Annotated in this window: 19 protein-coding genes; 7 read left to right on the forward strand and 12 right to left on the reverse strand. The window is 48.0% G+C overall.

Features of this window, described 5'->3' with window-relative positions:
• The first annotated feature begins 398 nt into the window (after positions 1 to 398).
• The 3 genes from D1841_RS03165 (at position 399) to D1841_RS18945 (ending at position 2,323) form a co-directional block, all read left to right on the forward strand.
• On the forward strand, positions 399 to 929 hold the full coding sequence (locus D1841_RS03165; protein WP_160641950.1) for a helix-turn-helix domain-containing protein: 531 nt from the start codon (positions 399 to 401) through the stop codon (positions 927 to 929).
• Between the two features lie 20 nt (positions 930 to 949).
• A complete protein-coding gene (locus D1841_RS03170) occupies positions 950 to 1,528 on the forward strand; it encodes an isoprenylcysteine carboxylmethyltransferase family protein (protein ID WP_160641951.1) in 579 nt (192 codons plus the stop codon).
• Positions 1,529 to 2,020: 492 nt separating this feature from the next.
• Positions 2,021 to 2,323: a DUF6061 family protein gene (locus D1841_RS18945; RefSeq protein ID WP_237076180.1), complete on the forward strand. Its 303-nt coding sequence runs from the start codon at positions 2,021 to 2,023 to the stop codon at positions 2,321 to 2,323.
• Here D1841_RS18945 and D1841_RS03180 read toward each other — a convergent pair.
• The 3 genes from D1841_RS03180 to D1841_RS03190 are packed head-to-tail and all read right to left on the reverse strand — an operon-like array spanning position 2,289 to position 4,316.
• Positions 2,289 to 3,239: a TlpA disulfide reductase family protein gene (locus D1841_RS03180; protein WP_160642093.1), complete on the reverse strand. Its 951-nt coding sequence runs from the start codon at positions 3,237 to 3,239 to the stop codon at positions 2,289 to 2,291. The two genes, D1841_RS18945 and D1841_RS03180, sit on opposite strands and share 35 nt — an antisense overlap.
• A gap of 11 nt (positions 3,240 to 3,250) precedes the next feature.
• Complete coding sequence (locus D1841_RS03185; RefSeq protein WP_201751214.1) at positions 3,251 to 4,144, reverse strand: 4Fe-4S binding protein; 894 nt, start codon at positions 4,142 to 4,144, stop codon at positions 3,251 to 3,253.
• A gap of 25 nt (positions 4,145 to 4,169) precedes the next feature.
• A complete protein-coding gene (locus D1841_RS03190) occupies positions 4,170 to 4,316 on the reverse strand; it encodes a CD1871A family CXXC motif-containing protein (RefSeq protein ID WP_165643166.1) in 147 nt (48 codons plus the stop codon).
• Between the two features lie 147 nt (positions 4,317 to 4,463).
• On the opposite strand from D1841_RS03190, the gene D1841_RS03195 reads away from it, so the two are divergent.
• The gene (locus tag D1841_RS03195) at positions 4,464 to 5,141 is read left to right on the forward strand and encodes a response regulator transcription factor (RefSeq protein ID WP_160641953.1); all 678 of its coding nucleotides are present in this window, start codon (positions 4,464 to 4,466) and stop codon (positions 5,139 to 5,141) included.
• Positions 5,138 to 6,289 (forward strand): cell wall metabolism sensor histidine kinase WalK, encoded by a 1,152-nt coding sequence (locus D1841_RS03200; RefSeq protein WP_160641954.1) that lies wholly within the window; start codon positions 5,138 to 5,140, stop codon positions 6,287 to 6,289. The genes D1841_RS03195 and D1841_RS03200 overlap by 4 nt, the downstream gene beginning before the upstream one ends.
• A gap of 279 nt (positions 6,290 to 6,568) precedes the next feature.
• Here the strand turns inward: D1841_RS03200 and D1841_RS03205 are convergent, their stop codons facing one another.
• The 3 genes from D1841_RS03205 to D1841_RS03215 form a co-directional block, all read right to left on the reverse strand.
• Positions 6,569 to 6,844 carry a hypothetical protein gene (locus D1841_RS03205; protein WP_106612753.1) on the reverse strand — a complete coding sequence of 92 codons (276 nt, stop codon included), beginning with the start codon at positions 6,842 to 6,844 and terminating at the stop codon, positions 6,569 to 6,571.
• Between the two features lie 174 nt (positions 6,845 to 7,018).
• Positions 7,019 to 7,399: a hypothetical protein gene (locus tag D1841_RS03210; protein ID WP_201751205.1), complete on the reverse strand. Its 381-nt coding sequence runs from the start codon at positions 7,397 to 7,399 to the stop codon at positions 7,019 to 7,021.
• Positions 7,400 to 7,516: 117 nt separating this feature from the next.
• Complete coding sequence (locus D1841_RS03215; protein WP_021632637.1) at positions 7,517 to 7,723, reverse strand: hypothetical protein; 207 nt, start codon at positions 7,721 to 7,723, stop codon at positions 7,517 to 7,519.
• A 201-nt stretch (positions 7,724 to 7,924) separates the two neighbouring features.
• On the opposite strand from D1841_RS03215, the gene D1841_RS03220 reads away from it, so the two are divergent.
• Together D1841_RS03220 and D1841_RS03225 are read left to right on the forward strand one after the other, a co-directional pair.
• Positions 7,925 to 8,530 carry a helix-turn-helix domain-containing protein gene (locus D1841_RS03220; protein ID WP_160641955.1) on the forward strand — a complete coding sequence of 202 codons (606 nt, stop codon included), beginning with the start codon at positions 7,925 to 7,927 and terminating at the stop codon, positions 8,528 to 8,530.
• Positions 8,531 to 8,572: 42 nt separating this feature from the next.
• The gene (locus tag D1841_RS03225; RefSeq protein WP_160641956.1) at positions 8,573 to 9,646 is read left to right on the forward strand and encodes a site-specific integrase; all 1,074 of its coding nucleotides are present in this window, start codon (positions 8,573 to 8,575) and stop codon (positions 9,644 to 9,646) included.
• 379 nt (positions 9,647 to 10,025) lie between these two features.
• Here the strand turns inward: D1841_RS03225 and D1841_RS03230 are convergent, their stop codons facing one another.
• The 6 genes from D1841_RS03230 to D1841_RS03255 form a co-directional block, all read right to left on the reverse strand.
• A complete protein-coding gene (locus D1841_RS03230) occupies positions 10,026 to 10,226 on the reverse strand; it encodes a hypothetical protein (RefSeq protein WP_160641957.1) in 201 nt (66 codons plus the stop codon).
• Between the two features lie 115 nt (positions 10,227 to 10,341).
• A complete protein-coding gene (locus D1841_RS03235; RefSeq protein WP_160641958.1) occupies positions 10,342 to 11,136 on the reverse strand; it encodes a DUF3825 domain-containing protein in 795 nt (264 codons plus the stop codon).
• Positions 11,137 to 11,151: 15 nt separating this feature from the next.
• Positions 11,152 to 12,363, reverse strand: a complete 1,212-nt coding sequence (locus D1841_RS03240) for a site-specific DNA-methyltransferase (protein WP_160641959.1) — start codon at positions 12,361 to 12,363, stop codon at positions 11,152 to 11,154.
• 7 nt (positions 12,364 to 12,370) lie between these two features.
• Entirely contained in the window at positions 12,371 to 12,997 is a 627-nt protein-coding gene (locus D1841_RS03245) for an ApaLI family restriction endonuclease (protein ID WP_160641960.1), read from the reverse strand.
• Between the two features lie 156 nt (positions 12,998 to 13,153).
• Positions 13,154 to 13,444, reverse strand: coding sequence for a hypothetical protein (locus tag D1841_RS03250; RefSeq protein ID WP_160641961.1), 291 nt, complete (start codon positions 13,442 to 13,444; stop codon positions 13,154 to 13,156).
• Positions 13,445 to 13,587: 143 nt separating this feature from the next.
• Complete coding sequence (locus D1841_RS03255) at positions 13,588 to 14,802, reverse strand: plasmid recombination protein (protein WP_160641962.1); 1,215 nt, start codon at positions 14,800 to 14,802, stop codon at positions 13,588 to 13,590.
• Between the last annotated feature and the right edge of the window lie 222 nt (positions 14,803 to 15,024).

Below are 15,024 nucleotides of genomic sequence, written 5' to 3' on the forward strand. Positions count from 1 at the left end.
AGTTGCCGTTTTTCCCGAATGTCATTTTTCTATGCCTGCCCCTTTCTCAGCGGCGTTGCTTTGCTCGCTCTCCAAAGGAGAGAGGTTATCGCAAAGTCATATCCCATTCGGACGGTCATTCAGTTGTAAGTATTAAGCGTATTTGCTTAATACTCTTTAATTATACTAAGCATATTTGCTTTTGTCAAGCGGTTTTCGAGAAAATATTAAACTTTTTTGTTTTATTTCCTCTTGACAATCCCTAAACATATATGCTATACTGGGTGCATAATGAGATTGCACCCAGTACAAGGTTCTGTCAAGCAGGAAAGGGTGGAGATTTTCACAGAAAATACTACCCGTGGCTTGACAGGTTCTTATACTGATTACACATACATAGACAAGGAGTGAAAAACACTATGGCAATCGGTGAAAGAATACATTTTTTTAGACTTCTGCGTGGAATGACGCAGAAATATCTCGGTACGGCTGTCGGCTTTCCCGAACGGAGCGCCGATGTACGATTGGCTCAATACGAAACAGGCTCACGCAAGCCGAAAGCGGACTTAACCGCCGCATTGGCGCAGGTACTTGATGTTGCGCCACAGGCTCTTGATGTTCCCGACATTGACAGCTATATCGGTCTTATGCACACCTTATTTACCCTTGAAGATGTTTACGGTCTGACCGTCAGTGAAGCAGACGGAGAAATCTGTCTGAAAGTCAACAAGGACAATAGTAAGGACGCTGCCGAACTCTCAAAAATGCTTTGTGCTTGGAAAGAACAGGCGGACAAGCTATCTTCCGAGGAAATCAGCAGGGAAGATTACAATAACTGGCGTTATCACTATCCGAAGTTCGATACCACGCAAATCTGGGCGCAAGTTCCCTCGCAGGAATTAAGCGATGCATTGGTCGAGCAATTCAAGGACAAGCTGAAAGATATGTAAAAACAGTGAGGAACAATACTATGACTATTTTTAAAATATTAACTTCTATCATATTGCTTGTTTTCTATGCTTGCTACTATGCAAAGAAAATAGAGCAAACGAAAAAAGGAATCCGTACCACACAGATCGGAAAAGGAAAGCAAGGCGTTCCTCTATATATTGAAATTACAATGGGTATTGCAACATTCTGCGTTGTGGTTGTAGAGGTCATAAGTATTGTGTTAGACTGGTCTATTTCTCCTGTGTGGGTTAGAATTGCAGGACTAATTATCTCTGCATTTGGAGTCGCACTTTTTATAACAGCTATGCTTACAATGCGTGATAGTTGGCGTGCAGGCGTATCGAAAGATAAAACAGAGCTTGTCACATCAGGAGTATTCAAGATAAGCCGTAACCCAGCCTTTCTTGGCTTTGATCTTATGTATTTAGGCGTTTTAATGGTATTTTTTAATTGGGTGCTTCTCATATTTTCAGCCTTTGCAGCTCTTACGCTCCATTTGCAGATTGTAAACAACGAAGAAGACGCAATGTTATTGGCGTTCGGTGATGAATATCTGAATTACAAGAAAAAGGTAAACAGATATTTAGGAAGGAAATAAATAGGCGAACGACAAAAGCCCTTAGCTATGAGTTACTACCCACAGCTAAGGGCTTTATAATATGGATTGTTATATCAGAAAACCATTCTCTTTCATTCTCTAACCCTAAAACCACTGAATTACAAGAATAATCGCTCTGATATAACTGTTATCAATTTGTTATCAAAAGACCTCTTGAAGTATCGCAAACCCGCATAAACACTGGGTTTTTGCGACCTCTCAGTTTATTCCCACTCAAGTCTTGGGCTTTGATTTAGGGTTATAAAATGCACTCTCGATACGCATTTTGTCCAAATAATCCACGTATTTCGGGCTGTGCATAGGTTTCTTACGAATTTTGTAGCCGTTTTGTAGCCAGCTATTTTATACGTACTAACCGTTCGCAACGACTTATTTTGAATGATTTGCAGCGGGTTTCGGTATGATTCCTGCCAATAATCACCCGGAATTGACCGCCTGATTCACCTCAAAAAACATCTTGGAGGTATGACCATGAGCAAACTTATATCCTATCAATTCAACATCGACACAGCCTGCGTAGAATTGGTTTTTGACGATAGAAGCCAGATTTCCATTGACTTCACCGCCGTTGAAAACGAAGTTGCCGATAACCGCTTCCAGCGGTCAGAGCTGGATTATCTGATCTACAACGCCCCGCTTGCTTATGCCGATCTGATTCTGAACAGCAAGCTGAACGTCCTGTTTGAACAAACCGACATACATGGTGTATCCCTCCTTTCTGAGAAGATAAATTCGTTTGTCAGCCCATATCGGCGGCAAGAGCCTGGTCGATGAGCTTTTGCAGCGTCTCCGCCTGCTTCTTTTCCGTGATGGCGCCTACGATGGGGTCACCCACGATATTGCCGTTGCGGTCAACCACATAGGTGGTGGGGTAGGCAAAAATGTTTGTAGTGAACTTTCCCGCCTCGCCGTCGGAAGCGAAATACACATTCTGGTAGGTCACGCCCTTCTTGGCCAGTACATCTTTTGCTTCGGAAATTGCCGCTTCATCGCCATCCAATGTGAAGGTGTTGACACCGATGAGTGCGCCGCCCTTCTTCGCAAGCTCCTTGTTCAGTGCGTCCAGCTCGGAAAGCTCGCCCACGCAGGGATTGCAGGTGGTGAACCAGAAATTCACCACGGTGACGGCGTTGGCGGAGAACAGCTCGTCGCTCTTCACCGTGTTGCCATCCAGGTCCTTGCCCTCAAAGGCGGGGAATTTCTGCATGCTGCCGTCATCAGGCGGCGTGGTCATGTCGCTGCCCGCGGGCACGCTCATAGCGCCATCCGTAGATTGCTGTGCCGCCTCGGGGTACTTTTTCTCTATCATGGTCAGCTTGTTTTCAATCTCGCGGATCTTCTCCGCCGCCTCCTTGAGCAGCTTCAGCTCATCCTCCGTAAACTGATCTTTGGAACCTTCGATGGTGTCCAACAAGAACTCACCATAGTTTTTGCCGTCCTCCTGCATGGTCATGCCCTTGTCGGCCGCCATGAAAACCTTTTCCCAAAGCGCTGTGTCCTCCGAGAGAATGGCATTTTCCTGCGCCATCAGCTCCTTGTGCATGGCAACCGCTTCCTCGGCATTCTTCGGTTCGCTGCTCATTTCGTCCATTTTGTCTCCGCCCTTTGTGCCGCAGGCTGCCAGAGAGAGCACCATCAGTGCAGTAAGCAGCAGCGCCAGAATTCTGCCGGCAGTATTCGTCCTATTCATCTTCATTCGTTTTATTCCTCCCTGTTATTGTTGTTTGTCTGTAGCGTTTCCGCTGCTTTTGCCTTATCTTTACCGTCTCCGAAGCCGTAGCGGAAGCACACGGCTTTCGTCGGACAGGCGCGGATGCACATTCCGCAGCGGATGCACTCGGTATGGTTGGGCGTTTTCGTCACATCCACATCCATCTTGCAGGCTCTGGCGCATTTCCCGCAGGAGACGCACTTATTCTTATCCACCTTCATCTGGAAGAGGGACACCCGGTTGAACAGTGCGTAGAACGCGCCAAGCGGGCAGAACCACTTGCAGAACGGTCGGTAGAACAGTACGCTCAGCGCAATCACCGACAGCAGGATGCTGAATTTCCATGTAAACAGCTTGCCCAGCGCCGCCCGGATGCCGGAATTTGCAAGGGACAGCGGGATGGCTCCCTCCAGCACGCCTTGGGGGCAGAGGTATTTGCAGAAGAACGGGTCTCCCATGCCAACATCGTTCACAAGGAACGCCGGTAGCAGGAAAACCATCACCAGCAGGACAGCGTATTTCAGGTATGTCAGCGGCTTCAGCCTCTTTGTGGAAAGCTTCTTAGTGGGGATTTTGTGCAGCAGCTCCTGAAACCAGCCGAAGGGGCATAGAAAGCCGCAGATAAAGCGCCCCAGCAGCACGCCCAGCAGAATGAGGAAGCCTGTGATATAGTAGGAGAAGCTGAACTTGGAAGACCCCACCACCGCCTGAAACGCCCCGATGGGGCAGGCCCCGGACGCCGCCGGACAGGAGTAGCAGTTCAGCCCCGGCACGCAGACGGTCTTCCCCGTCCCCTGATACAGTCCGCCCTTGAGAAAGTTCGGCAGATGCAGGTTGGTCAGCAGCGTCGCCCCCGCCTGAATCCAGCCCCGGAAGCGGGACATGGTCTGTGAAACGCCTGAAAACTTTTTACCCAATGCCCACACACTCCAGACATAATTTGATTGCTTTGCTCAGCACTGTCGCCGCCTCGCCCCGCCAGACACCAAAGCACAGCATGGCGGCTCCGGCCATCAGCAGCACGATCTGCGCCGCGGCCTTTTTCCCGCAGCTCATTTTTCATCACCCTTTCCGATTTTCTGCCCCCATCATAGCGCGGGAGAGTTAAAGTCTCTGTTAAGAACGAAAACTTAACGCAAACTTTATCTGTTTTTGCTATAATGAAAGCAACACAAATACGAAGAAATAAAAAGGAGGGCTCTCATGCACCTTTTAGTAATTGAAGATGAACGCGCCCTGTGCGAGACCATCGTTCGCAGCCTGCGGCGGCTGGCCTACAGTGTGGACTACTGCTATGACGGCGAAAAGGCGCTGGCGTTTCTGGGCGTGGAACGATACGATCTGGTGCTTCTTGATCTGAATCTGCCGAAAAAGGACGGCATGACGGTGCTGCGCACCCTGCGGCAGACCGACCGGGAGACGCGGGTGCTGATCCTCTCCGCCCGCAGCGAAGTGGAGGACAAGGTGCAGGGGCTGGATGCCGGGGCGAACGACTATCTGGCGAAGCCCTTCCACTTGGCGGAGCTGGAGGCCCGCATCCGCAGCCTGACATTGCGGCAGTTCACCCAGCAGGATGTGCTGCTAAGCTGCGGAGGCCTGACCTTTGACACCCGCTCCCGTACCGCCACCGTCAACGGGCAGACGCTGACGCTCACCCGGAAGGAAACGGGAATCCTGGAATACCTGATGGTGCATCAAGGAAGGCCAGTAAGTCAGGAGGAGCTGATGGATCACGTTTGGGACAATAGCGTGGACAGCTTCAGCAATTCCATTCGCGTCCACATCTCCGCCCTGCGCAAAAAGCTCCGCGCCGTGCTGGGCTATGACCCCATCCGCAACCGCATCGGCGAGGGCTATCTGATGGGAGGCGAGGAGGAATGAAGCGGCTTTCCCTGCAGTGGCGCATCACGCTGATGTCCGTCCTGCTCATCGGCATCACCTGCGTGGCCATGAATTTGCTGCTGTGCTCCTCCGGTGTGTACTATATGGACACCATTGCGGACAGTTTACAAGGCGGCGGCACGGTGATCCTGAATGATGGCGGAGCGGCGAGCTTTGACCCGCAGCTCATAGCGCCCAACGAGGAGTTGACCATCGTCGTCGATGGGGTGCAGGGGCACTTCCGCACCACCAACTGGTACATCACGGCGGCGGTAACGCTGCTCAGCGGCATCCTCGCCTATTTCGTCAGCGGACGCGCTCTCAAGCCCCTGCGCAGCTTTACCTCGCAGGTGGAGCAGGTGCAGCTGAACAATCTTGCCGATATGAGGATCGATGAAGATGCTATTTCGGAGTTCCGGCAGCTGAGCCGCTCGTTCAACCAGATGCTGGAGCGGCTGAACAACGCCTTTTCCGCCCAGCGGCAGTTCACCGGCAACGCCGCCCACGAGCTGCGCACGCCACTGGCACTAATGCAGGCGCAGTTGGAGCTGTTTTCCGCGGAGCATCCTGATGTGCGACCGGAGACGGCGGAGTTCCTCACGCTTTTGCGTGAGCAGACGGAACGGCTGATACAGATGACCAGGACACTGCTGGAGATGAGCAATCTGCGGCAGGTGGCGCGGAACGAGCGGATCCAGCTCGCTCCCATGATCGAGGAGATCTTCACAGATCTTGCGCCGCTCTCAGATAAGCTCGGCGTCACGCTGACGGCGGAGGGCGACGGCATTATGACCGGCAGCGATGCACTAATCTACCGGCTGATCTTCAACCTGACGGAGAATGCTGTCAAGTACAACCGGCCGGGCGGCTCGGTACGGGTTTCTGTCACTCAGGAGTTGGAAAAGCTCCTGCTCCGCGTCTCCGACACTGGCTGCGGCATCCCGGAGGTGTATCAGCGCAGTATCTTCCAGCCCTTCTTCCGGGTGGACAAGTCTCGCAGCCGGGAATACGGTGGCGCAGGACTGGGGCTCTCACTGGTATGGGAGATCGCCGACCTCCACGGCGGCTCCGTTTGGGTAGAGAAAAGTTCGGAGAAGGGCACTACCATTGTGGTGGGGTTGCCAACGCAACAATCAACGAAGCCCTAAAACCCTTTTGGCTCTTCGGTAGAATGTGTGGGTGGCAGATTTGCTGAAAATCAGCCATAGCAATGGTTTTCAGGCATTTGGAGTGGTACACAAAAAAGGGCTGAAAATAGCACCGTGTCACAAGCCAGTCAAGGCACCGGCTTTGCCTCGCCTGCGGCGGCCTTGACAGCCTTGCGCCACAGTGCTTGCAGGTAGTCAAGAGGGGCTTGCGCCCCTCTCTGGCAGATGCTGCCCATATCCGATTTTCCTACCCACACATTCTACCGAAGCCTCACCCTTTTATTCGTTTTTCGCCGCTTCGCTTGCCGCCCTGCGGCGTTCCTCTCTGTATGGGGCGGTCAGCCGGAAAGAGAAGCGTCCCTTTTCAATCTCAAATTCCTTGCAGCCCGTGTCCGGGTCTACGTCCGTCAGCTTGCAGACGGCAGGGTGTTTGCGGCTGTATGCGGTCAGCCTGTTTTTGAGGTCGGTGTTGTGGGTGCGGATGAAGATGGTGGGGTCTTTCTCGTCAAAATAGATTTCGGTGGTCTTTTCCTGTTTGGTAAGTCCTGTTCTCATAGGCTTATCCTTTCTGCGGCTCTGTCACGCAATAGGGGTGTTTTTCGGGGATTTTCTTCGGCTCTTGACTTGGGAAAAATGGCAATTTTCAAACAGGAGCGCGCCGGACGATGTCTGCCCTGTCCGACGCGCTCCCATTCGATAAAATGCGTTTTTTCCGGCTCTACATAGGAATCAGCGAGCTTCGTCCCTCGTGACCGCTTTTTCTCTGAGCGGATGGAAGAATCGCCACAGATTATTACGCTGAATTACATCCTCATAGCTGCGGACTTTCCCGCGCAGCTCCGTATTTTCACGCTCCAATTCTGCCGCACGGAGCTTGCTGTGGACAGACTTATAATCAGAAATTTCCTGTTTCAAACTGTCAATCTCAGCCTTGAGCTTTGCAATCAGTTTGTTTGCCGCATCCACCGCCTTTTGCAGTTTGGATTCCTTTTTCTCTGCTGTAACATACTTCTTTGCCAGAGTGGAAAGTCGGTCAAAGTCCTCACGCTCCACGGCAACTTTGGATGAGAAGGGAATGGACGTTGCCACGATTTTTTCGATAGACCGCACATCGACCCGCTGATTCTGGATTTTTTCAATTTTGCTCCTAAGCGTTGCTGGTTAGTTGAATCGTGAGGCGGCTGCCCTCCATCTGCGCCAACAGATGGGATGAGGGCGGTCGTTTTCTCATTTCCCGTCATTTCGCTCACCTCCGGGAATCTGGAAGCCGTAGAACTTCTGCTTGAAATACTGGGCAGGGCATTTTCCGGCAACGGTCAGATAGCCTTGGGCTTTCAGCTCCCTGTTCATTTCCCGGACGATCTGATACGCCTTGCTGCGGCTGATGCCCATGATCTCCGCCACCTCTGACGCTGTGATAAACTGTGCTCTCATAGTACCTCCTGTTTCAAAGTATTTTTCTCGGATTACGCATCTTCCATTCATTCTCGCTCTGCCAGTTCTGTTGAAAAGCGTATCCTAAGTGCATATTTATTATACGCATACAAGGCGCATCTGTCAAGCCTTTACGAAATAAAAATATGTACTTGCAATTCGCTTTATTCTGTGGTATGATATGGACGAGGTGAATCAGATATGGACAATTTCGATTATCCCGCCATCGGGCAGAGAATTAAGCAACTCCGAAAACGGAAGGGGCTGAACCAGACCGAGCTGGCACAAATGCTTAAAAAATCCCTCCGCACCGTACAGAAGTACGAAACCGGAGAGATTGAAGTGTCGATTGCCGTTGTCAATCAGATCGCAGACCTGCTGGACACGACCTCAACCTATATTCTTGGGTATGAATCCAGCACGACACAGATCAGGACGCTTGCCGACGTAATGGACTTCCTCTTTAAGCTGGAAACGGTAGAGGGCATCGACTTCAAGATCAATGTGCAGAAGCCGCCCCGCAGCAAACAATGGGAGTGCTCGGTTTCCTTTGATGGAAAGAGCACGGCAGAGTTCAACGCAGATATGTGCCTGTTCCTTGAACAATGGGAGGATGAGCGCAGCGAGCTTCGCGCCCATAACTCCACGCAGGCAGCATATAAGCGCTGGAAGGAGCAGACGCTTGCATACTATGCCGCGAACGCAGTCAAATGCACAGAACCAGAAGAACTTGACCGTGACGAACTGATTGCAAGACGGACGGAGCTTTTGGAAAAGGAATATGGTAAAAACGAGAGTAATGAGTAAATAACCCTATCAAAGCCTGATTCTTGAGGGAAGGAGGTAAAAATGTCAGTAACAAAAGACGGCGACACCGGTCGCTGGATGTCGCAGATCCGGGTAACGGATTGGACAGGCAAGACCATCCACAAAAAGAAGCGCGGCTTCGCCACCAAAAAGGAAGCCCTTCAATGGGAACGTGACTTCATCAGCCAATCCACAGGCAGCCTCGGTATGACCTTCGGCGACTTCATCGCTTTGTATGTCAAGGATATGGAGCACCGCCTCAAGCCCTCCACCGTTGCCAGCAAGAAATGGCTGATCGACCTGAAGGTAACGCCCTTCTTCAAGAAAATCCCGCTGAACGAGATCAAGCCCACTCATGTGCGCCAGTGGCAGAACTCTCTGACCAGCTACCGCGATGAAAGCGGCAAGCCCTACTCCCAAACCTATCTCAAGTGCATCAACAACCAGCTCACAGCAATTTTCAACTACGCAGTCAAGTACTATGGACTGAAAGAGAATCCATGCCACAAGGCAGGGAGCATGGGTAAGAAACACGCCGATGAGATGCTGTTCTGGACAAGGCAGGAGTTTCAGACATTCATTGAGGTCATGAAAGACCGGCCTGCCAGCTACGCGGTATTTATGACCTTGTACTTCACCGGAATCCGTGAAGGAGAGCTATTGGCGCTTACGCCGTCGGACATCGACTTTGAAAAGAAAACCCTGACGGTAAACAAGAGCTATCAGCGTCTCGGCAGAGAGGACATCGTCACCACGCCGAAAACGCCTAAGAGCAACCGCACCATCCCTATCCCTGATGGACTCTGCACCTGTTTACAGGAGTATATGTCCCATTGCTACGGGCTGCAAAAGGACGACCGGCTCTTTCCCTACACCAAGAGCTTTCTGTATCACGAAATGGAGTATGGCTGCAAGGCATCGGGGGTAAAGCGCATCCGGGTGCATGACATTCGCCACAGCCACGCCAGCCTGTTGGTGGAGATGGGTTTCTCCCCGCTGCTGATCGCGGAGCGGCTCGGACACGAGAAGGTGCAGACCACGATGGACACATACAGCCACCTGTACCCCAACAAGCAGGTGGAGGTAGCCAGACAGCTTGACGGCATTATGCCGTGAGCCTCTGGCTACAAAAAACGCCGCAAATGTAGCCAATTTGTAGCCAGCAAAAAAGAAAAATCCTGAAAAACGCTGTATTACCAACGCTTTTCAGGATTCAGAAAACACTAAATATTTATTCCCACTCGTTGCTGGGTATCCTATTCTAACGGATTTTGCTTTAGAAATATGATACCCTGTTCTTTTGAATATTTGATATATCCATATTATCCAGCCTATACGATGGGCTGTTATCATTTTGTTATCAACGATGATAACAGAAGTAAAAGTCTCACTCTATCATTTTCATAGCATATACTCCGTATGATACACATGATATAAAAAGGGTGTTGGGGATATCCCAGCGCTCACTAATTATTCACTCAACTTCTTGCGCTACCTAGAAGCATTCTTTTCTTCCGTTATTCTGTTCGCAATTGCTAGGACAAGTGCTTTCCGTTATATCCTCTCCACGTTCAAAAGGCATCATTTCACTCTCCTGTGTTACATGATGAGTTACAATAATTTCACCTTTTCCGCATTTGCATTTGCGCCTGCTAGTTTTATAAGAATAATCTACAAATTTCCATCCCATACCCATATTATAGTCCTTCTTTGATGATGCATTAGTCAGTTTTGCTTATGGAATTTAGTTCGGATTGTTTCCATTATCCAGATAGTACGGGCTATCTGATTTTCTGTTGCCAGTACTAAAATTATGGATTGAGCCAATCACGGTCAGGACGAGCTAACAAGCGAGCGTTGTTCATTGCCTGATCAAGAGTTAAGCAAGTTGATGCACGATACATTGTTCCATAATCTTCCACAATTATTGCCAAGTCAGCTGTATCTTGTGCAGCTAAACATAATGGAATCAATAATTGAATAGTTCCAGAAGTTATAAAATACTGTGGAACTGCAATTTTATAGTTACGGCGCAGCCTTTCTCTAGCAGCCTTTACACTACCATCAATAATTAATTGCAATTGATAATCCGGCATTGTTGAAAAGGGATTTGGAAATCGTGCCTTATTATCTTGGATAATATGTTCGACATTTACAATCAACTCTTTTCTCGGATCAAAAATAAGCTTTGTTGGGTCTTCCCAATAAAACGCCATTTCGGGTAACTTAGGGTAGCGGCGAACTTCATTATCACCTCTTCGGAAAAATTTTGAAAAGTACCAATAGCAATCTATATTTGGATTTGTATTTTCGCAAAACTGCATATATATAGGTTCATGTTGCACCTTAGAGAGTAGACCTGTATCAAAACAACAGAACCCAAAATCGCTAGAATATGCGACTTTTTTCTCGCGAGCCAATCGAATGTATGTGTTCCGAATATAATTTTCTAATATTGGAAAATCAGTCGTTGTTCCGAGTGTATTATGATAATTCCAATCTTCGTCTTCTACTAAATTTGCTAAGTCTTCAATCACGCCATAAAAATCAGCGATTTGTGCAAATTCATAAAGAGACTCTGGGAGATCAAAAACATCACGTTTCATGTTCGGGCTCCTTTCTCACATGTGGCCTATAACTCGTTGGCTACACATCTCTACAATGTAGTCATTAACCTTTTGCCGAAATTCCAATTCGTAGCTTTTTAGGATAATCATATTAGAAGGTACATTTTTCAACTCATTTGTACCTGTTGCTTTTTGTAAAATAAGCACCAAAAAACTACAATTTCTTTTTGCCCCTGCGTCGCTAAGTAGCCTTATTGCCTGTTCTGGTGTTTCATTTACCTTCTGTATTTTAATTGCAACTGGAGCATCTAAATAATGCTTTTTCAAAAACGCATCTATTCCTTTGTTACGTTGAACGATATCACATTCAAACTGGCTCAGAATTGCAAGTTCAGCTGTTGTTTTTGTTTGATATGGGATTACTCCAACCTTTAACAATGTGGATTCTGTTTTGATTGGATTAGAAAGTCTCTCTTGGCACAACTTAATTGCATCTGTATTTACATCAATTCCGATAAAATTACGCAACATCAGCTTTGCGGCAACTAAAGTAGTACCACTGCCACAAAAAGGGTCTAAAATCAAATCACCTTCATCTGTGCTTATGCGAAGGATTCTTTGGAGAAGTTCAACAGGTTTTTGGGTTGGATACCCGACACGCTCTCTCGCTTTTGGATTTAGGAAAGGAATATCCCATACATCGGACATGGGAACCCCTCGTTTCTCCTTAGCCATAACGATATTTCCACTTTTATCTCTCTTATAACTGGCCTTGCCCACTGCATTTCGCTCTCTTTCCTGTAGTATCTGATCCAGATTCGTGGTGGGTGAATATTCTCCATAAATAACATTAAACTTAAAATTTGGAGACTTTGAATAGAAAAAAATTGTTTGATGTCCTGCTAATAGTCCCTTTTTCGAATTTGACCAGCGTTTGTATGTCCAAATGATTTCACTTCTAAAATTATCTTCTCCAAATATCTCGTCTAGTAATATCCTAATATAATGGGAAGAAGAAGTATCGCAGTGCAAAAAGATAGAACCTGTATCTTTCAAAACTCGGTGCATTTCTGAAAGTCGCTCTTTAAGAAATAATAAATAAGATTGACGTGAATCCCAGACGTCAGAAAAACCGTAAACATTTCCATTGGAACCCCGAGACATTTGGTGTTTCTGCGTAAAGAAAGGTGGATCTAAGTAAATCATATCCACAGTTTCTTTTGCCAAGGTTTTTATACCATTCAAACAATCATCATGGATTAGCATAGTATTATCATTGCTCCCTAGAAATCGCAATCTTTTCAAGGATTTCAAGCAGGTCAATACCAGTTAGTTCATGGATATACTGCCATGCACTATCCCCATAAAAATACTTTCCACCTATCCCTTGATACAATGTTTCAAGTGTTTCTTGAATCCTTATTGCTTGAGTACGTTGTGGATAGTAAAACATTACTCTCACTGGGGTATAACCCTTTTCTCGAATAACCTTCACCCGTGTATGTTCTTTTGTTATATGATCGCCATCTGTAGTTGCATCTCTCCATTTGATTTCGTGAGCAGCATTTCCAACTAAGCAATCAATTTCAAATGTTTTGGGGCGATTTCCTAATGTATTGGGTATTTTCACTTTTGCAGAATCAGGAAACTTATGCTTGATGCAGGTAATAGCCGCTTCTTCTAAAAATGCACCAGCGTATTTATATAAAAACCGCCCCTTGTTTTGATAAAGGTCAATTAAATGCCCCTCATCATTTGTAACACCAAGTACACGATATAAAAGATAATGAGAAGTGTCGTCATCTTCCATTTCTTTTTCCCTTATATCAACTTGCTTTTTTAGTTCTGTAGCATACTTATCTGCAAGCCTTTTAATGGCCATAAAAACATCCTGATCCATACAATTCCCCTATCCTGTCTATTAATGTTTATAGTATACCATACTTTCCAGGGCATATCAAGCTACAAAAGAAATAGCGATAGAGACTATATAGAGTAACTTGTGCTAAAACTTTTATAGAGGATGGTAGCAGACCTACCATTCTCTATAAAGAAATCATTTCTCCGCCTGTATTCCTCGCGCCTTCGCCCAAGCGCTGGCCTTGCTACGCCGTTCCTCGCTGTACGGAGCAGTTAGTCGGAAACTAAGCCGTCCCTTCTCAATCTCGAACGTCAGCCCTCCCTTCCCATCATCATCGGTCTGTCTGCACAGATCGGGGTACTGCTGGGCGTATGTTCCCAGGCGCTTCTTCAAGTCCGTGTTATGGGTCTGTACCTCAATGATGCTGCTCTGCTCATCAAAAAAGATACCTGTTGTCTTTTGCCGCTTTGTAAGCCCTGTTCGCATAAAACCTCCTTATTTTTGAAATATTTCCTCGCTTCTTGAGTTGAAAAAGTAATGTGATTTTTTGATGGGAAGCGTTCCAACGAAGCTGTGTTCACTTGAAACGCTCCCATCAGTTTTTTCAAAATTTCCCGGCTCTTGACTGATTACCGTTCTACGGCATTTTTCCGTTGCCGCTGCACCTTGGGCGACTCCACCTGTTCTGCTTGGAGAACCTTGGAGATGAACGACATCACCCGCTCTGGTGCTTTCTTGACGGCAACGAGGAAGTCGTTTACCTGCTCTTTCAATTCCTCATACCGCCGTTTCCATATCTGAGCATCCCGTCGGGCGGATTTCAGGTCGCGCTGCAAGTCTCTAATGGTGGTATCCGCAGCTACCCCCTTTTGGGCAAGCTGTTTCAAATCCTCTGCTTCCTGCTGGGAAAACTCCACCTTGCCCATCAGCGTCCTACGGCCCATATTGTCGATCTCTGCAAAGGTTGCTGCTGTTCCTTTTTGGACTTCGATTTTCTGCTCGACTTTCTGGAGAGCCTTCTCTTTTTTCTCAACCTGACGCTTCAAAACTGCCAATCTTTCCTGCTCACGTTCCGTCTTAAACTGCGCCACAGTCAGATGTTCCTCGGAACTGCCACGCTCACCCCGCTTCACATCGGTATAGCCAGCGGCCCGCATAGCGTTGAAAAAATCATCCTGGAGAACGCTGTATGATTTTCGTAACACCGGCTTGCCGTTCTTTTGCAGGATAGGTTTTCCTTGATCGTCCATTGCCGGGAGGGACTTCCACTTTTTACTGCTGCTCACCTGAGTGATTGTCTCCTTAACTGTGCCGACCAGAGATTTGTCTTTACACCGCTTTGACCACAGCACCTGTTTCTCCACCACAGGGATATAAACAACATGGAGGTGGTAGTGGTATACATCCCGTTCCAGTGCCTCCGACATGGCCCGGTTGCGCTCGTCGGCGTGCATGACTGCCGATAAGATAAACTGCTCCCCGCCCACAATTTCTATTGCACTTTTGTAGGCATCGGTGTAGAATTGTCTTGCAAAATCGTAGCCACCGTGGTTATCGAAATAAGCTGAGTTCACGTCGAAAATCAATTCACCATAGAGGCAAGCGTCATCTTTCAGTCCCCTGGTGGAGATCACCTTCTCAGCCTTCATCTGAGCAAACATTTCCGCATAGCTACCAGTTGGCCTCTTAAAATGAATGTTCAAAGCGGTTCGCTCCGGCACAATATCTGGATTGATATAGGACTCCTTTTCCCTCTCGTTGTGTCGCTGCGTATTGCTGATTTGTGTTCTTGTCAGATTTGCGTTTCTGACACTGGTACGGTCAATCCCGTCGTTTCTTGCCATTGTACTCCTTTCCAGAATTTGCGGATTTGGTACCCTTCGGGGGACGGGGAGGCACTTCTGCGGAAGTGTAATAACCCACTATGACACTTTCATCCCTGCGGGCTGCAAAGTGTCGTGGGCTCTCCGAGGGGGTATGGGGGCTTTGCCCCCGGCAACTGCGGTTGCCTCCCCCAGCAGGGCCGCCCTTTGAAAAGGGCACCCTGCACCCCGCCTAAACTTTGC

This window comes from Neglectibacter sp. X4 (genome assembly GCF_009917365.1).
In the GTDB taxonomy this organism is placed as follows: Bacteria; Bacillota; Clostridia; order Oscillospirales; family Acutalibacteraceae; genus Acutalibacter.